This window comes from Micromonospora sp. NPDC093243, from assembly GCF_044753725.1.
Taxonomy (GTDB): Bacteria; Actinomycetota; Actinomycetes; order Mycobacteriales; family Micromonosporaceae; genus Micromonospora.
Genome location: NZ_JBIVNT010000007.1, coordinates 360108 through 376985, shown reverse-complemented (window position 1 = coordinate 376985; position 16878 = coordinate 360108). Strand labels below are relative to the sequence as shown.

Sequence of the window (16878 nt, the reverse complement as noted above, 5' to 3'; positions counted from 1 at the left end):
CTGACGTGGATCGACCCGATCGTCGACGTCACCGGATGGCGCCACGAGGCTGCGGATGGTGCGAGCGGGTGGAGGCCGAACTCGGCGTCACGCTGCCCGGGGACTTCAAGGAGTTGTGCCGGCGGTTCGTGCCGGGCCTCTTCATGGCGCACCTCGACCTGCTGCGACCGACCACCGATCACGACTCGACGTCGATGCTCCGGTGGTGGAACTCCATGCGGCACTGGTTGGGCGAGCGTGACGACTCCCGGGCGGACTGGTACGCCCCCTACGAGCTGTACGAGCCCGGCGTGCGCCCTGGCCTGATCGAGTGGGGTCACGACTCGGCCGGCGGTCAGTACTACTGGCTCGCGGACCGCTCCGTGGCGCCTGAGCGGTGGCCGATGGTGGCTCGGCACGACCCTCCTCATCCGTGGCACCGGTTCGACATGCCGATGACGGAGTTCGTCTACCGCATGCTCGCGGACCCGGAGTTGGCGTCCTTCTCGATGGTCACTCCGGCGTGGCGGCCGTTCTACCTGCCGTACTGGCAGCCGTTTCCCACCACCGCCGAGGAGTGGGACGCGCTCAGCGAGCCGACCTGAGGTTCACCGCCGGCCGGTCGACACGCTCCGGGCGATGAGCTCGCGCTGTGCGGCCTCCCGCTCGGCCTGCGACTGTTCGTTCGCTATCCGGACGTCGTAGGCGGTCCGCGCGGCCGCGATGTCCTTCTGGTGCGACTCCGTCCAGGTGACCAGGGCACGAATGGTCTCGTGCAGGGTCGCGCCGAGCGGGGTGAGCTCGTAGTCGACCCGCGGCGGCACCGTCGGATATACCGTCCGCCCGACCAAACCGTCGCGCTCGAGGTGGCGCAGGGTGCGGGCGAGCATCCGTTGGCTGATTCCGTCGATCTCCCGGCGCAGCTCGGTGAAGCGCAGGGTCCGGCGGTCGAGCAGGGCGATGACGAGCAGGGACCACTTGTCCGCCACCCGGTCGAGGATCTGTCGGACCTCGCAGTCCTCCCGGGTGTCCCACTGCAACACGTCGTAGTCGGCGTCGGTATCCCCGCAGTAACCGAGGGACTGGGAAGTTCCGTCTTCCATGGCTCCCGATGGTGCCCGACGATTCTGCTGGTTACAAGAAGGAACCGGCATGCACTGGAAGAACCACGTGGGTCGCCGGTCTTCGAGGGGAGTCGATGATGGCTACGCCGAGCGGTCGGATGGACGGACGGGCGTGGGGGGTGCTGTTCGTGCTGTGCGGCGCGATCTTCCTGGAGGGGATCGACGTCGCGATGCTGAACGTGGCACTGCCGGCGATCCGCGAGGATCTCGGGCTGTCCACCGGGACGCTCAGTGGAGTGGTGAGCGCGTACGTGCTCGGCTACGGCGGCTTCATGCTGCTGGGCGGCCGGGTCGCCGACCTGCTGGGTCGCCGCCGGATGTTCCTGTTCTGGCTCGCCGTCTTCCTGGTCTTCTCCGGTCTGGGCGGACTCGCCACCGAGGGCTGGATGCTGCTCGTGGCCCGCTTCGTCACCGGCGTCGCCGCCGCGTTCATGACGCCCGCCGGGCTGGCGCTGGTCACCAGCAACTTCCCGGAGGGCCCACAGCGCACCAAGGCGCTCGGGGTGTACGCCGCCACCGCCGCGGGAGGCTTCTCGCTCGGGCTCGTCGCCGGCGGTCTGCTGGTGGCAGTCGGATGGCGGTGGGTGTTCTTCGCGCCGGTCATCCTCTCGGCGGTGATCCTGCTGGCGGCCATCCCCCTGCTCAAGGAGCGCGGCGGGGCGAGGTCGCGGGCCGGCGGGTTCGATCTGGCCGGCGCGCTCAGCATTACCGGGGCGATGCTGCTGCTGGTCTACGGGGTGGTCCGCCTGGAGCACGGGGGTGACGGCCTGGGCGCCACCCTCGGGGTGTTCGCGGCGGGCGCGGCCCTGGCGATCGCCTTTGTCGTGACCGAGCGGCGATCGGCCAGCCCGCTGGTGCGGCTGGGCATCCTCCGCTCCGGGTCGCTGGTCCGAGCCAACCTCGGCGCGCTGTTGTTCCTCGGCTCGTTCGCCGGCTTCCAACTCCTGGCCACGCTGTACCTGCAGGAACTGCGGGGTTGGAGCCCGTTGCAGACCGGCCTGGCGATGCTGGTCATCGGCATCGACACGATTCTCGCCCCCACCCTCACGCCGCGGCTGGTGAACCGCTTCGGCAACGTCCGGGTGCTCTTCGGGGGGCTGTTGTCGGCCTCGTTGGCCTACGCGTTGTTCCTGCCGGTCGGGTCGGACTGGACGTACGCCGCCATGCTGCCGACCATGCTGCTGCTGGGCCTGGCCTTCTCGCTGACCTACGGCCCGCTGACCATGGCCGCCACCGACGGCATCGACGAGCAGGAGCACGGCTTGGCCGGCGGTCTGCTGTACACGTCGATCCAGTTCGGCACCGCCCTGGGCATCTCCGCCGTGACCGCGGTCAGTGTCGCCGCGAGCGACGGCGCAGACGCGACCGGGCTCGAGCTGGAGGCGATCCGCGCGGCCCTGGTCGTACCGCTCGTCGTCGCGGTCCTGGCCGCCGCCATCACCGCGGTCGGCCTCGGTCGCCGCACGGTGACCACGGCCGCCGACGTCGAGACCGCACCCGTGCCGGCAGCCACCGAGGCCTCGGCCTGACCCACCCGGGAGGTACGTCCATGGCAAGCAGGGTTTCGTCCTTCGCGGCGATCCAGGGCCAGTTCGACGACTACTTGAGCGACATCGTCTACGCCACCATGACCACGGTTGATGCCAAGGGGCGACCGCGGGCCCGGGTGCTGATCGCCGTGTGGGAGGTCGTCGACACGAGGCCGGTCGGCTGGCTGGCGACCTACCGGACTCCGGTGAAGGCGGCGCATCTCGCCGCCAACCCGCACGCCACGTTCTCCTACTGGAGTCCCCGGCAGAACGCGGTGGCGATCGACACGGTCGCCGAATGGGTCGACGACCTCGGAATCAAGCAACACGTGTGGGAGCTGTACCGCGACGGCAGCCCCGGTCGGGTCGGCTACGACCTCGGCCGGTACTGGAGGGCCGGGCCCGCCGATCCGCAGCTGCACGTCCTCCGCCTCACGCCGTGGCGTGTGCAGGTCATCCGGGGCGCCGACCTGCGCAGCAGGATCTGGCGGGCGGACAGCGTCGACTGACGGCCGGCGAACGCCGGGCACGCCGCCCGGGGATGCCACGTTTCACGAGGCATCCTGGCCACCGACCTCGATGTCCTGCGCCAACCGCACCAGGGTTCGAACCGCACAGCCGGTGCCGCCGTTGGGGGTGTAGCCGCGCGGCTCACCCTCGTGAAAGGCAGGTCCGGCGATGTCCAGGTGCGCCCAGGGGATTCCGGTAGGCACGAACTCCTGAAGGAACAGGCCGGCCACCAGGCCACCACCCATCCGGTCGCCGTAGTTGGCGATGTCCGCCACCCGCGAGTTCAGGCTCCTGCGCAAACCGGTGGGCAGTGGCATCGGCCACGCCGGCTCGCCGGTCCGGTCGGCCGCCGCGAGGATCCGGTCGCGGAAGGCGTCGTCGTTGGACATCACCCCGAAGAGTTCGTTACCCAGGCCGAACCGCATCGCAGCGGTCAGCGTGGCCACATCCACGATCGCGTCGGGGCGTTCCTCGCTCGCGCGCACCAGCGCGTCGGCGAGCACGAGACGACCCTCGGCGTCGGTGTTGAGCACCTCGACCGTTCGGCCGCCGTACATGCGCAGCACGTCACCGGGTCGCAGGGCGGACCCGGACGGCATGTTCTCGGCCAGCGCGAGCCAGCCGGTCAGGTTGACCCTCAGGCCGAGCCGGGCGATGGCCAGCACCGCGGCGAACACCGCTGCCGCCCCGGACATGTCGCGCTTCATGATCTCGTTGGCGCCGACCGGCTTCAGGGAGATGCCGCCCGAGTCGTAGGTGATGCCCTTGCCGACGAAGGCGAGACTCGTGGTCGCTTCGGGGTGCGTGTGGGCGATCCGCACCAGCCGCGGCGGACGGACCGAGCCCTGCCCGACGCCGAGGATGCCGCCGAACGCGCCCGCCACCAACGCCTCCTCGTCGAGCACCCCGACCGCCAGCCCGTACTCGTGGCCGGCCCTGACCACGGCGGCGGCGAAGCTCTCCGGATGCAGGTCGTTGGCCGGCGTGTTGATCAGGTCGCGGGCCCGGTTCAACTCCTGGCCGAGCACGGTGGCCCGGCGCACGGCGGCTTCGGCGTCGGTCCGGCCGTCGCGGTCGGCGAGGATCACCATCTTCCGGACCGGGGTCGCGGCGTGGCCGGTGGAGCGGTAGGCGGTGAAGGAGTAGGCGCCGAGCAGGCTGCCCAGCGCCATCGCCTCCACCGCCGTGTCGGTCCCGGCCGGCAGCGCCAGGGCGACCGTCTGTGCGCCGGCGAGAGTCCGGGCGGCGACCCCGGCGGCACGCCGCAGCGCTTCGTCGTCGTAGCCGTCGTCGTCGGCGGCGTCACCGAGGCCGACCGCGAGGACGAGCCCGGCCTCGACGCCGCGGGGTGCGGGGAGCTTGACCGCCTCGCCCTCGGCGCCGGTGACGCCGAAGGTGTCAAGGAGGCCGGCGAGCGTGCCGTCGAAGGCATCGGCCACCGCCCTCGCTCCGGGCGCCAACACCGGCCCGGTCGGGCCCTTGGCGATACCGATCACGATGCAGTCCGCGGGCAGCGAAGCCACGGGGGTCGTACTTACCGTCAGTGCGGTCACTGTCGTACGGTCCTCTCTTTCTCGCGAGGCGGTGGGTCAGGTCCTGGGCGCGGCCATGGCCCGGGGGTCCACCGGCGCCGGTGCCGGCGACCGATGCCGCCAACGGGTGAGGCCGACTCCGACGAGTACGACCGCCATCCCTGCCGCCGCCCGGAGGCTGAAGGCCTCGTCGAGGACGATGACGCCGAGCGCCACCGAGACCACCGGCAGCAGATAGCCGACGGTCGCCGTGTTGGTGGCGCCCTCGGCGGCGATGGTCCGGTAGGTGAGGTGGAAGGTGATTCCGGTGGCGACGACGCCCAGGATCACCACGGCGATCAGGGTCTGCGGGCCGAGCACGGGCACGGCCAGGCCGCCGGCCGGCAGGGTCAACGCGGTCAGACCGGTCGCCGCGACGAGCTGCGCCGCGGACAGTGAGATGGTGGGGATGCCCCTGCCGACCAGGTTGCGGCCCATGTACGCGAAGCCGGCGGCATAGCTGGCCGCGGCGGTGAGGACGGCGAGCGCGCCCCAGCCGACCGGCCCCGTGGTCTGCCACGGCGCGAAGATCAGCACGACCCCGGCGAACCCGAGGAGGAGCCCGGCCAGCCGGACCGGCCGCAGTCCCCGCTCGGCGCCGATCAGCACGCCGATCAGCAGCGCCCACAGCGGGGTGGTCGCGTTCAGTACGCCGGCCAGACCGGAGTCGATGCTCTGTTGGCCGATGCTGAACATGGCGAAGGGCAGGGCGTTGCAGAGGAAGGCGGCCACGACGAGGTGGCCCCAGGTCGCCCGGTTCCGGGGCAGCCGCCGGCCGGAGGTGAGGCAGGCGACCAGCAGCGCGGCCGAGCCGAGCACGCACCGACTGAGGGTCACCTGGACCGGGGTCAGCGCGTCCAGGGCCAGCTCGATCCAGAGGAAGGTCGATCCCCACAACAACGCGAGCACGCCTATCCGCGCCGACGCCCACGTCCTGCCCCTGACAGCGTTCACCGTGATCTCCTTGATCGGCCGACCTGAACGGTGCCGCGCCCGACCTCGGTAGGACAAGCGACAGATTCTGCATCTCCGTTAAGTTCCGCTACATATTGCGGGCCCGGCGACTGCCGGTTCCGCAGGTAATTCGCGTCACCCGGCCACCCGTCGTTGAGTGATCGGTAACAACCGAGGGGCACCATGGCCCGAGCCCCGCCTCCATGCCGTCGTGGAAGTTCGGTCCCTTCGCGGGGCGGTGACGCCATGGCGAGCGGAGACAGCATCGTGAGCACCACCCAGGTCCGACCCACGCGGCAGGACGCGCCCGACGCACGCGGTCCGGCCGGGGCGGCGTTGTTCGCGCTGGCGATCGGCGGCTTCGGCATCGGCACCACCGAGTTCGCCACCATGGGCCTGCTGCCCCAGATGGCCGACGAGATGCACGTCTCCATCCCGGTGATGGGGCACGGCATCACCGCGTACGCCCTGGGAGTCGTCGTCGGCGCTCCGGTCATCGCGGCCCTCGCGGCCCGGGTCCCGCGGCGCGGGTTGTTGCTCGTGCTCATGCTCGCCTTCGTGGTGGGCAACGCGCTGACCGCTCTCGCCCCGGGCGTCTGGACGCTGGTCGGCGCACGGTTCCTGACCGGTCTGCCGCACGGCGCGTACTTCGGCATCGCCTCCGTCGTGGCGGCCGGGCTCGTTCCGCCGGAGCGCAAGGGCCGGGGAGTGGGGCGCGTCATGGTCGGGCTGACCGTGGCCAACATCGTCGGCGTGCCGTTCGTCACGCTCGCCGGGCAGGTGTTCGGCTGGCGCGCCTCGTACGCGCTGGTGGCCGGGATCGGCGTCGTGACGATCCTCGCGGTCCGGCGGTGGGTACCGCCCGTGGCCGCCGTGGCCGGCGCCAGCGTCGCCCGGGAGCTGGGTGCGTTCCGCCGGGTACACGTCTGGATCGCGCTGCTCACCGGCACCGTCGGCTTCGGCGGCATGTTCGCGGTCTACAGCTACGTCGCGCCGACCCTCACCGACGTCGCGGGGATGCCGACCCGGGCGGTGCCGTGGGTTCTCGCCGTCTTCGGCCTCGGGATGACCGTCGGCGCGCTGCTCGGCGGCCGGCTGGCGGACCGGTCGGCGCTGGGCACGCTCATCGGCTCGCTCGTGGCGATGACCGCGGTCCTCGCGCTCTACGCGCTCACCGCCTCGTCACCGGTGGCCGCGGTGCTGCTCATCTTCGCGATCGGGCTGGTGTGTCAGGTGCTCGGCGCGGGGCTCACCATCCGGCTCATGGAAGCCTCGCCGGACGCGCCCGCGCTGGCGGCGTCGTCGAACCACTCCGCGCTCAACCTGGCCAACGCGATCGGGGCGTGGCTGGGCGGCGTGGTGATCGCGGGCGGCCACGGGTACCTGGCGACGGCGTGGGTCGGCGCCCTGCTGTCGATCGCCGGACTGCTGTTCGTGGGCGGCACGACGCTGGTGCCGCGCCTGGCCCGCAGGCGCGCTGCGGGTCGCGCCTGACACAGCCCCCGCCCGCGGATCACTCAGCCGGCGAGCGCCGCCTCCGCCTCCGCGAGCCAGCGCGGCGACTCCCATCGACGCGCCACCTCCGCGGTGAGCGTGAAGTGCCGCTTCGCCTCCTCCGTCTGGCCGCGCAGGCGGAACAGCTCGCCGAGGGTCAGCGCTATCGGTCGCAGCGCCACCGTGGTGCTGGAAAAGCCGGCGAGCTGCTCGCGTGCCGGAAGCAGCGCGTCGATGACAGGCTGGGCCAGATCTGCGCGGTCCAGTGCCACCGCAGTTGGTGCGCGACGTCGTGCCGGGTGACGCCAAGCGCGCGGAGGTCGTCGGCGCCCACGCCGACCTGGTGTATCGCATCCTGCACAACCACCACGAGGGGGAGGACCTGCTGCTCTGGCCGCGGCTGCACGAGCGCGGCGGGGCGGAGGCCGCAGCCATCGTCCCCACGATGGAGGCGCAGCACCACGCCATCGAGGAGGCCGGCGGCGCGGTCGCCCGGCTGCTTCCCGGCTGGCGCGCCACCGGCCGGGGCGGCGACGAGTTGGCGGACGTCCTGGAACGGCTGTACGCGGTGCTCCTGGAGCACATGGACCTGGAAGAGGCGGAGATCCTCCCGCTGGCTCAGCGGTACGTCACCGCGAGCGAGTGGAACGAACTTGGCGAGCACGGACTCAAGGCGACTCCGAAGAAGCAACTTCCGCTGACCTTCGGCATGGCGATGTACGAGGGCGACCCCGAGGTGATCAAGCACGTCCTCGCCGAGGCCCCGTTGCCGGCTCGGTTGCTCATGCCGATCATCGGACCCCGCCTCTACGCCGCCCACGCCAAGCGCGTCCATGGGACCGCCACGCCGCCACGCAGCCACGCGATCTCGCGCTGATCCGGAGCGCGGCCACCCGTCGCGGCTCGTCCGGCCGGCGGCTCCCGCTCAGAAGTCGTCGACGTTCACCGTCACCCGATGCTCGCTGGACTTCCAGTTGGGCACGTTGACCACGTCGTAACCGCCGCCGCGATGGCGCACCGCGACCGAGACGAGGCCGAGGTGCGCCGGGGTGGCCGGGATGAACACGTCCATGCCGGTGATGAAGGTCTGGCTGAAGAACTCCGGCAGGGGAGCGGACAGGTCGGTGACGCCGTCGCTGCCGTCGTCGAACGCGAAGAGCGCGATCGTCCGCTTGACGCGCGGTGTGTTCGCGGGGTTCAGGACGGACCGGCCGTTGATCCAGAGGTCGTCGCCGGCGTCACCCTGGTCACCCCACCACTCCTTCTGACGTTGGATCGTCAGCGCGGTGTGCCGGTCGCTGGTGTCGACCAGGCCGCTGAGGCCCTCGCCCGGCCGGCTGGTCGCCAGGCGTACGAACGAGTCGGACCGCAGGAACGGTTGGAAGTAGAAGTGGTGCGTCGCCGCACCGGCGCGCACGATCGCGAACTCGTAGCGGGCGGTCGCGAGTACCGGCAACGGTCCGAACGAGCCGTCGCCGGTCAGTGTCGCCCGGTGCGTGGGCCGGTTCGAGAGCCGAGCGCCCGTCAGCGGGCTGACCGGGTAGACCTCGAGCGTCGCGTCGGTGACGCCGGCGTTGCTCGGAAAGAGCACCGCGCGGCCGGACACCCGGGCGGTGCCGAAGAGCTGGGGCACGATTCGCGTCGTGTGTGGCGCCCGGCCCCGGAAGAACCGGAAGACCTCGCCGAACGATTCCGCTGACGACACGATCTGTGTGTGGGACTGCTCCGGGAAGTGCACGTTCGTCGCGTCCACGATGGCTCGGGCCGGGTCGCCCTCGCCCCAGATCGCGAGCGTCGGCACGCCACCCGGTGGTGCCGCCGCGACGCGCCCGTCCAGGTTCACGTAGTGCGCGACCCGGGCGGCCCGGGCCGGCGAGCTGGTGAGGTAGCCCTGCATGACAAAGGTGCCGAGGGAGTGCGCGAGCAGGTCGACCTTGTCGGCGCCGGTCGCCGCCAGCAGGCGGGAGATGCGCGCGTCCAGTCCCGCGTACACCTGGGGCAGGATCGTGGCGATGTTCGGTGAGTCGTACTCGTGCGCCTCGATGATGTCGATCGGGTAGCCGTTGCTGGCCAGGCGCTTGGCCTGGGTCTGGAACTGCGACGCTGGTCCGGCGCTGCCGTGCACGAAGATCACCGGGCGGTACGCGGGTGCGGCGGTGCCGGCCTCGGCGGCGGACGGTACGGCGGTGACGGCGAGGCCGGCGGCGAGCGCTGCCCCGGCCATCAGGGCGAGCACTCCTCGGCGACGAGAATGCATCGATCCTCCAGGTGGTGGACGGAGTTTCTGCACTGAGAGCGCAAGTATCTTCTCAGTGCGGAGGCCGGCGGTCCACACCTTCGCTCCGTTGGAAGAACGATGGCGGTGAGTGTGGACCGCTGCCGAAGTCGCCCGCGGCGGCTCCGGCAGCGGTTCAGCGAGGGTTGGCGAGCTCGCCGATCAGGCCCGCGAGGTGGGCGCGGGTGCTCTGGTAGAGCTGGGCGCCGAAGCTGATCCGGGCCACGCCGAGCCCGGCCAGCCGGGCGACGGTGAGCCCGTTGCCGGCGAGGATGTTGACCGGCACGCCGGCGGAGGCGACGAGCTCGGCGATCTCGGTCTCGTCGCGAAGCAGGATCGGGTAGACACAGTCGACGCCCGCCGCTCGGTAGCGGTGCGCCCGCCGGATCGTCTCAGCCGCGCGGGCGCCCGGTTCGCGGTCGGACCCGGCCAGGTGGGTGTCGATCCGGGCGTTGACCACCAGGTCGATGCCGGCCGCCGTGGCCGCGGCCCGTACCGCGGCGAGGAAGTCCGCCTGGCGCTCGGCGTCGACGAGGGCGCCGGTACGCGGATCCGAGTCCTCCAGGTTGCAGCCCGCCGCGCCGGTGGCCGCGAGGCGTTCCACCAGCTCGGCCGCCGGCATCCGGTACCCGCGCTCCAGGTCGGCGGTCACCGGCACCCGCACCGCGGCGACGATGCGACTGATCGCGTCGAGCATCTCGGCGACCGGGGTGGCCTCCCCGTCGCGGTAGCCGAGGCTGTCGGCGATCGCGGCGCTGCTGGTGGCCACCGCGGGCTGCTCGGCCGCCTCGACCAGGCGCGCCGACAGGCAGTCCCACGCGTTGGGTAGCACCAGCGGCGCGCCCGGCTGATGCATGCCGCGCAGCGCGTTTGCCCGGTCGTTGGCGGCCGCGGCGGGGTCGCTGGTCTCCCGATCCTGCGCATCGGGAGACCAACGACTGGGCGGGGTCACGACAGTGGCCACGGCCGGGCGGTGGCGCCGAGCAGGTTCCAGGCGTTGATCACGGTGACGGCCCAGATGAGTTCGGCGAGCTCCGTCTCGGTGAAGTGCTCGGCCGCCTGCGCGATCGTCTCGTCGCCCACCGGTGCCTCGCTCAACCGGGTCATCGCCTCGGTCAGCGCCAGGGCCGCCCGCTCCCGGGCGGTGAAGAACGGGGTCTCGCGCCAGACGGGCAGCGCGTGCAGCCGGCGGGGATCCTCTCCGCCAGCGGTCGCGTCGCGGGTGTGCGTGTCGACGCAGTAGGCGCAGCCGTTGATCTGCGACGCGCGGGCCCGGACCAGTTCCAGCAGACCGGCCTCCAGCTGGGTGCGGCGGGCCGCCGCGTCCAGGGCGTTCATGGCCTTCTCGATGTGCGGGGCGAGGTCGCCGACGGCGACGCGGACGGGGACTTCGGTGCTCACGTTGCTCATGACGACGACGGTACGGTCAAAGTGGCACCCTGTTAGGCTCCAATACTGTGACTGTTGATTGGGCCAATTCTGGCGTCGACCTTCACCTCGACCTGGATCCCGCCGTCGGTCGGCGGCTCGGCCTGGAACGGGCGCTGCGCGAGGCGATCCGGTCCGGCCGGCTCGCTCCCCAGACCCGGCTGCCCTCGACCCGGGTGCTCGCCGCCGAGCTGAAGCTGGCCCGCAACACCGTGGCGGCTGCCTACGAGCAGCTCGTCGCCGAGGGTTATCTCGCCGCCCGTACCGGGTCGGGCACCACTGTGGTCGGCGTCCCCCGGCCGGCGGGCCCGGTCACGCGCCGCGTTCCGGAGCGGGCACCGCGCCTCGACCTGCGCCCCGGCAGCCCCGACGTGGCCACCTTCCCCGTCGACGCGTGGCTTCGCGCGACCCGTCGTGCCCTGGCCGGCGCGCCCGCCTCGGCCTACGACTACGCGGACCCGCAGGGCCGCATCGAGCTGCGCTCGGCACTGGTGGAGTACCTGGGGCGTGCCCGGGGCGTTCTCGCCGACCCGACGCGCATCGTCATCTGCTCCGGGTACGTCCAGGCCCTCTCGCTGCTGGCCGGCGTCGTCGGCGGGGCGATCGCCATGGAGGACCCCGGCCTCCCCTTCCACCGCGACGTCGTACGCCATGCGGGCGCCGACGTCCTGGCGCTGCCGGTCGACGCGCAGGGCGCGCGGACCGACCTGCTCGGGTCGGGCGGCCTGGCCGCGGCGCGGGCGGCGGTGCTCACCCCGGCGCACCAGTACCCGACGGGCGTGACGATGCAGCCCGGGCGGCGCCACGCGGCGGTCGCCTGGGCGCAGGAGCGCGACGGGCTGATCGTCGAGGACGACTACGACGGCGAGTTCCGCTACGACCGGCAGCCCGTCGGCGCGCTGCAGGGCATGGCCCCCGAGCACGTCGTCTATGTCGGCACCGCGGCGAAGACGCTGGGACCAGCCCTGCGGCTGGCGTGGATGATCCTGCCCGAGCGTCTGGTCGAGCCGGTCACCCGGGCGAAACGCCTCACCGATCTGCACACCGAGACCATCGGCCAGCTCGCGCTCGCCGACCTGATCACCGACCACGGGTACGACCGACACATCCGCGCCTGCCGGCTGCGCTACCGCCGGCGCCGAGATCTGCTCATCGAGCGCATCGGCCGCCGCCACCGGCTGCACGGCGTCGCTGCCGGCCTGCACGCCCTCATCCAGCTGCCCGACGCCGGCCCCACCGAGGACCGGGTAATCGAGCGAGCGGCCGCGCAGGGCCTGGCCCTCAACGGTCTGCGTGCCCACTGGCACGTCCCCGGCGGCGTCGACACCCGCGGCATCATCGTCGGCTACGCCACCCCGGGCCAGGCCAGCTACCCCGCCGCGCTGGACACCCTGGCCCGGGTGTTACGGGCGAGCTGACCGCGCCGGCACGGTCGACGGGTCGGCGGCCGGCGGTCGTGCCGAGCCGGATGGGGGATTGTGGGGGCGTTACCGGGTGGTAACGATGTGGTGTCATGGACTCGGCCCTGACCCTGATCGGTCTGCCCATCGCCCTCGGCATCATCATGCTCGGCCTGGGTCTCGGGCTGACCACTGAGGACTTCCGTCGGGTGGCCCAGCATCCGAAGGCCGCCGTCATCGCGCTGGTGTGCCAGGTGGTGGTGCTGCCGGTGATCTGTTTCGGCCTGGTGCTCGCCTTCGATCTGGCACCGGAGCTGGCCGTCGGGATGATGCTGCTGGCCGCCTCGCCCGGCGGCACCACGGCCAACCTCTACAGCCACCTGTTCGGCGGGCACGTCGCCCTGAACATCACCCTGACCGCCATCAACTCGGTGATCGCCGTGTTCGTCCTGCCGATCGTGGTCAACCTGTCGGCGGCCCACTTCCTCTCCGACGCGACGAGCATCGGCCTGCAGTTCGACAAGGTGCTGCAGGTGTTCGCCATCGTGCTCGTCCCGGTCGCGATCGGCATGCTGATCCGGGCCAGGGTGCCCCGCGTCGCCGAGCGCCTGAACCGCCCGGTGCGGATCCTGTCCGTGGTCGTGCTCGTCGCGGTGATCGCCGGCGCCGTGCTCGGCGAGCGCGAGAACATCGCCGACTACTTCGTCTCGGTCGGTCTGGCCGTGCTCGCGTTCAACCTGCTCAGCCTCGCGATCGGGTACGGGGTGCCGCGGGCGGCCGGGGTCGACCGGAGGGCCGCGACGGCGGCCGGGTTCGAGATCGGCATCCACAACAGCACCCTGGCCATCACGATCGCGCTCAGCCCGGCGCTGCTCAACAGCACCCAGATGGCCGTCCCGGGCGCCGTCTACGGCATCGTCATGTTCTTCACCGCCGCGGCCTTCGGCTATCTGGTGACCCGCGGCGGCGGCCGGCCCGCCGGCACCGAGGCGCCCGGCAGTCGTTCCGAGCAACTTCCGCCGCAGCGGCACGACCTGGTGTAGCGGAGCACGGGTGGCAGCGGCGACTGCCGGACCGCCGGGGGCGCGCTAGCGTTGCCGCCATGCGTACCACCACGCTCGGCGAGAACGGCCCCGAAATCGGCGTGATCGGCCTGGGCTGCATGGGAATGAGCCACGGCTACGACCTCAAGGCCGCGCGGGACGACGACACGTCGATCTCGGTCATCCGGCAGGCGCTCGACCTGGGCGCCACGCTGATCGACACCTCGGACGTCTACGGTCCGTACACGAACGAGCGTCTGGTCGGCCGGGCGCTGGCCGGTGGTCACCGCGACAGGGCCGTGCTGGCCACCAAGGTCGGCCTGGTGGTGACGTCGCCGACCGGTGGACCGGGCAACTCGCCGCGGATCGCGCCCAACGGCCGCCCCGAGCACATCCGCGCGTCGATCGACGAGAGCCTGCGGCGACTCGGCACCGAGCACGTCGACCTCTACCAGCTGCACCGGGTCGATCCGCAGGTGCCGATCGAGGAGTCCTGGGGGGCGATGGCGGAGGTCGTCGCGGCGGGCAAGGCGCGGCAGATCGGCCTCTCCGAGGTGAGCGTGGAGCAGATCAGGCGCGCGCAGTCGGTGCACCCGGTGGCCTCCGTGCAGTCCGAGCTGTCGCTGTGGACCCGCGACCCGCTGGCCGAGGTGGTGCCGTACTGCGCGGAGCAGGGCATCGCCTTCCTGCCGTTCTCCCCACTGGGTCGCGGCTTCCTCACCGGCCGCTTCACCTCCTTCGACGACCTGCCCGAGGACGACTTCCGCCGCGGCCTGCCGCGTTTCCAGCAGGAAGCGCTGCGCGCGAACCTGGGCATCGCCGCTCGGGTGCGGGAGATCGCGGACGGTGCCGGTCGGACCCCCGCACAGGTCGCGCTGGCCTGGGTGGTCGCGCAGGGCCGGTACGTGGTGCCGATCCCCGGCACCAAGACGCCGAAGTACCTGCTCGACAACGTCGCGGCCGGTGACCTCGAACTCGGCCCGGCGGAACTGGCCGAGCTGGACGCCCTGCCCGCCCCGGAGGGCAGCCGCTACTAGGACGGCAGCCGACTTCCATAACGTCGGGATACGACCCAGAGGATATGCCCAGTCGATCCATTGATCTCAATATGATGTCCGCAATCTTGAAGCAGGTGCGCACCCGAGGCGTGCCGGTCCTGATGCGGAGGAACGTATGGTTCGCTGGCGCACCCTCACCGGCCTGTTGGCCGCCGCGTTGGCTGCGGTGACCGCGGGCAGCCTCACTCTCGCGGCGCCCGCCGCCGCGGCCGACCCGACGGTCACGCCGAACGTCGTCGGCGGCACCCGCGCCGCCCAGGGCGAGTTCCCGTTCATGGTGCGGCTCTCGATGGGCTGCGGCGGCGCCCTGTACAGCTCGCGGCTGGTCCTCACCGCGGCGCACTGCGTGGGTGCCACCGGCGCCAACACGAGCATCACCGCGACCCTCGGAGTGGTCGACCTTCAGTCGTCGAGCCGGATCACCGTGCGCTCGAACTACGTCTACCGGGCCCCCGGCTACAACGGCAACGGCCGGGACTGGGCGCTGATCCGGCTGGCCACGCCGGTCACCGGGTTGAGCACGCTGAAGATCGCCAACACCACCGCCTACGACAGCGGCACCTTCACCGTCGCGGGCTGGGGCGCCGCCCGGGAGGGTGGCGCGCAACAGCGTTACCTGCTCAAGGCCACCGTCCCGTTCGTCAGCGACTCGGCCTGCAACTCGTACTACGGCGGCCAGATCATCGCCGCCGAGGAGATCTGCGCCGGCTACGCCAGCGGCGGAGTGGACACCTGCCAGGGTGACTCGGGCGGTCCGATGTTCCGCCGCGACGCCAGCAACGCCTGGATCCAGGTCGGCATCGTCAGCTGGGGCAACGGCTGTGCCCGCCCCAACTACCCGGGCGTCTACACCCAGGTGAGCTACTTCGCCTCGGCGATCGCCTCGGCCGCCGCGAGCCTCGGCGGCTGACCCGTACGACCGATCGGGCGGCCCGGCTGGTCACCAGCCGGGCCGCCCGCGCGTCTCGTCACCGGCGCGGCCGGACGGCGTGACCGGCGCGCCCGTCAGCCGATGCGCAGGCTCGCGATCAGGCCGTCGCGCAGTTGGACGTTCATCGGGCCGGTGCCGTTGTAGCCGTTGCCGGTCACCGTGAGGGTGACGACGTAGCTGTCGGCGTCGGGCCCGGGCTCGATCGCGACGAGGTCGAAGTGCGACTGCACGCCGATGTTGTCGCTGCCGTCCCAGTCGCGTACGCCGTCGCGGCCGCGGAACTCGCGGCCCCAGTCGTTGAGGTACGCGTCGTCGGTGAACGCTTCGACGAAGGCAGCCGAGTCGCCGCGGTTGGTCGCCTCGATGAGGGCCCGGATCGCGGGAGGCAGGTCGGTGGTGGTCATCAGCCAATCCTGCCCTGACTCGGTGACGGGGGATCGCGACCGGTCCCGCGGTCACCCGACTTGATCGGCGGCCGACCGGAAACTGTGACAGAACGAAGACAATTCCCGGACGGCACCCGGACGTGCCCGACCGAGGATGGCCGGTATGCAACCCGGATCGCCGCACTCACTCGGCCGGCGGCCCGTGCCGGCCCCGCCCGCCGCGCGACGGCTGCCATCCGGCCGGGTGGCCGCGTACCCCGGGCGACCGTTGCTCGGCGCCGCGCTCTGCTACCTGATCGCCCTGGGACTGACCTGCCTCTTCTTTCTCTTCACCCGGGTCGGTCAGTGGCTGGACGGCCTGCTTCTGCCGCGCGCCGAGCGGGGTGGCGGCTACCAGCAGCAGACCGTGCTGGTGGGTCCGGCCAAGACGGTGCTGGCCCACTTCGGCAACCCGCTGCTGCTGGCTGCCCTGCTCGGCGCGGTGCTGCTGGTGGCGCTTCTCCGCCGGCGCCCGGTGGCCGGTGTGGTGGCCGTCGGCCTGGTGCTCGGCGCGGTGGCGGTGGCCGGTGCGGCCAAGTCGGTGCTGCCTCGGCCGGATCTCCAGGTGCAGAGTTCGACCACCCACAACAGCTTCCCCAGCGGCCACGTCGCCGCCGCGACGGCGCTGCTGCTGGCCTTCATGCTGGTCCTGCCCGGGTGGGCGCGCCGGTGGCTCGCGGTACCCGGCGCGGTGGGTGTCTCCGTGGTCGCCTCGGCCACCATGATCGCGGGGTGGCACCGCTTCAGTGACGCGTTCGGCGGCGTCCTGCTGAGCGTGGCGTTGTTCTGCCTGGCCGCTGCCGTGCTGGAGCACCGGCGGACCGCGGCCGCGCTGGAACACCGGCGGGCCGGCGGTGGCCCGCGCGGTGGCGTCGAGCCGGACGGTGCGGCCGGATCCTCCGGCGAGACCGAACCGCAGGGCGGGTCGTTCGGTGGCCGGGTGCCGGGCGGGCTGGTCGAGGCGGCGGTGGGAGTGGTCGTGCTGGTCTGGGCGCTTCTGGCGGTCGGGCCCGGCCTGACCGAATCGGTCGACCGCGGGCCGCTCATCGCCATCGTGGCGGTGACCGGGTCGACGACGCTGGCCGTGGGCTCGGCGGTGCTCCTGCTGGGCGCGGGGGAGGGATGGCGCGGCCGGCCCGATGTACGAAAATGAGGAG

General features: G+C 72.0%; 18 protein-coding genes. 10 read left to right on the top strand and 8 right to left on the bottom strand.

Features of this window, described 5'->3' with window-relative positions; all coding sequences use genetic code 11:
* Positions 1 to 68 precede the first annotated feature (68 nt).
* Positions 69 to 584, top strand: coding sequence for a hypothetical protein (locus ACIP9D_RS25115; protein ID WP_350873318.1), 516 nt, complete (start codon positions 69 to 71; stop codon positions 582 to 584).
* Positions 585 to 587: 3 nt separating this feature from the next.
* On the opposite strand, the gene ACIP9D_RS25110 is transcribed toward ACIP9D_RS25115, so the two are convergent.
* The gene (locus ACIP9D_RS25110) at positions 588 to 1082 is read right to left on the bottom strand and encodes a helix-turn-helix domain-containing protein (protein WP_350873317.1); all 495 of its coding nucleotides are present in this window, start codon (positions 1080 to 1082) and stop codon (positions 588 to 590) included.
* Positions 1083 to 1180: 98 nt separating this feature from the next.
* On the opposite strand from ACIP9D_RS25110, the gene ACIP9D_RS25105 reads away from it, so the two are divergent.
* Positions 1181 to 2632 (top strand): MFS transporter, encoded by a 1452-nt coding sequence (locus ACIP9D_RS25105; RefSeq protein WP_350873316.1) that lies wholly within the window; start codon positions 1181 to 1183, stop codon positions 2630 to 2632.
* A 20-nt stretch (positions 2633 to 2652) separates the two neighbouring features.
* Complete coding sequence (locus ACIP9D_RS25100) at positions 2653 to 3141, top strand: pyridoxamine 5'-phosphate oxidase family protein (protein ID WP_350873315.1); 489 nt, start codon at positions 2653 to 2655, stop codon at positions 3139 to 3141.
* Positions 3142 to 3183: 42 nt separating this feature from the next.
* Here ACIP9D_RS25100 and ACIP9D_RS25095 read toward each other — a convergent pair whose 3' ends face one another.
* Together ACIP9D_RS25095 and ACIP9D_RS25090 are read right to left on the bottom strand one after the other, a co-directional pair.
* Complete coding sequence (locus ACIP9D_RS25095) at positions 3184 to 4695, bottom strand: leucyl aminopeptidase (protein ID WP_350873314.1); 1512 nt, start codon at positions 4693 to 4695, stop codon at positions 3184 to 3186.
* A gap of 36 nt (positions 4696 to 4731) precedes the next feature.
* Positions 4732 to 5667: a DMT family transporter gene (locus ACIP9D_RS25090; RefSeq protein WP_350873313.1), complete on the bottom strand. Its 936-nt coding sequence runs from the start codon at positions 5665 to 5667 to the stop codon at positions 4732 to 4734.
* Between the two features lie 246 nt (positions 5668 to 5913).
* Here ACIP9D_RS25090 and ACIP9D_RS25085 point away from each other — a divergent pair, with 246 nt between their 5' ends.
* A complete protein-coding gene (locus ACIP9D_RS25085) occupies positions 5914 to 7161 on the top strand; it encodes an MFS transporter (protein WP_350873312.1) in 1248 nt (415 codons plus the stop codon).
* A 23-nt stretch (positions 7162 to 7184) separates the two neighbouring features.
* Here the strand turns inward: ACIP9D_RS25085 and ACIP9D_RS25080 are convergent, their stop codons facing one another.
* Entirely contained in the window at positions 7185 to 7433 is a 249-nt protein-coding gene (locus tag ACIP9D_RS25080) for a hypothetical protein (RefSeq protein WP_350873311.1), read from the bottom strand.
* Between the two features lie 8 nt (positions 7434 to 7441).
* On the opposite strand from ACIP9D_RS25080, the gene ACIP9D_RS25075 reads away from it, so the two are divergent.
* Positions 7442 to 8038 carry a hemerythrin domain-containing protein gene (locus ACIP9D_RS25075; RefSeq protein WP_350873310.1) on the top strand — a complete coding sequence of 199 codons (597 nt, stop codon included), beginning with the start codon at positions 7442 to 7444 and terminating at the stop codon, positions 8036 to 8038.
* Between the two features lie 48 nt (positions 8039 to 8086).
* Here the strand turns inward: ACIP9D_RS25075 and ACIP9D_RS25070 are convergent, their stop codons facing one another.
* The 3 genes from ACIP9D_RS25070 to ACIP9D_RS25060 form a co-directional block, all read right to left on the bottom strand.
* Positions 8087 to 9418 (bottom strand): alpha/beta hydrolase, encoded by a 1332-nt coding sequence (locus tag ACIP9D_RS25070; RefSeq protein WP_350873309.1) that lies wholly within the window; start codon positions 9416 to 9418, stop codon positions 8087 to 8089.
* A 154-nt stretch (positions 9419 to 9572) separates the two neighbouring features.
* Complete coding sequence (locus tag ACIP9D_RS25065; RefSeq protein ID WP_350873308.1) at positions 9573 to 10400, bottom strand: isocitrate lyase/phosphoenolpyruvate mutase family protein; 828 nt, start codon at positions 10398 to 10400, stop codon at positions 9573 to 9575.
* Entirely contained in the window at positions 10385 to 10846 is a 462-nt protein-coding gene (locus tag ACIP9D_RS25060) for a carboxymuconolactone decarboxylase family protein (protein WP_350873307.1), read from the bottom strand. The genes ACIP9D_RS25065 and ACIP9D_RS25060 overlap by 16 nt, the downstream gene beginning before the upstream one ends.
* A gap of 47 nt (positions 10847 to 10893) precedes the next feature.
* On the opposite strand from ACIP9D_RS25060, the gene ACIP9D_RS25055 reads away from it, so the two are divergent.
* The 4 genes from ACIP9D_RS25055 (at position 10894) to ACIP9D_RS25040 (ending at position 15275) form a co-directional block, all read left to right on the top strand.
* On the top strand, positions 10894 to 12282 hold the full coding sequence (locus tag ACIP9D_RS25055; protein ID WP_350873306.1) for a PLP-dependent aminotransferase family protein: 1389 nt from the start codon (positions 10894 to 10896) through the stop codon (positions 12280 to 12282).
* 95 nt (positions 12283 to 12377) lie between these two features.
* Positions 12378 to 13307 carry a bile acid:sodium symporter family protein gene (locus tag ACIP9D_RS25050; RefSeq protein ID WP_350873305.1) on the top strand — a complete coding sequence of 310 codons (930 nt, stop codon included), beginning with the start codon at positions 12378 to 12380 and terminating at the stop codon, positions 13305 to 13307.
* Positions 13308 to 13366: 59 nt separating this feature from the next.
* Complete coding sequence (locus ACIP9D_RS25045) at positions 13367 to 14344, top strand: aldo/keto reductase (RefSeq protein ID WP_350873304.1); 978 nt, start codon at positions 13367 to 13369, stop codon at positions 14342 to 14344.
* Positions 14345 to 14480: 136 nt separating this feature from the next.
* Entirely contained in the window at positions 14481 to 15275 is a 795-nt protein-coding gene (locus ACIP9D_RS25040; RefSeq protein ID WP_350873303.1) for a serine protease, read from the top strand.
* Positions 15276 to 15370: 95 nt separating this feature from the next.
* On the opposite strand, the gene ACIP9D_RS25035 is transcribed toward ACIP9D_RS25040, so the two are convergent.
* On the bottom strand, positions 15371 to 15700 hold the full coding sequence (locus ACIP9D_RS25035) for a nuclear transport factor 2 family protein (protein WP_350873302.1): 330 nt from the start codon (positions 15698 to 15700) through the stop codon (positions 15371 to 15373).
* 226 nt (positions 15701 to 15926) lie between these two features.
* Between ACIP9D_RS25035 and ACIP9D_RS25030 the strand changes: the two genes are divergently transcribed.
* Entirely contained in the window at positions 15927 to 16874 is a 948-nt protein-coding gene (locus ACIP9D_RS25030; RefSeq protein ID WP_350873300.1) for a phosphatase PAP2 family protein, read from the top strand.
* The last annotated feature ends 4 nt before the right edge of the window (positions 16875 to 16878 follow it).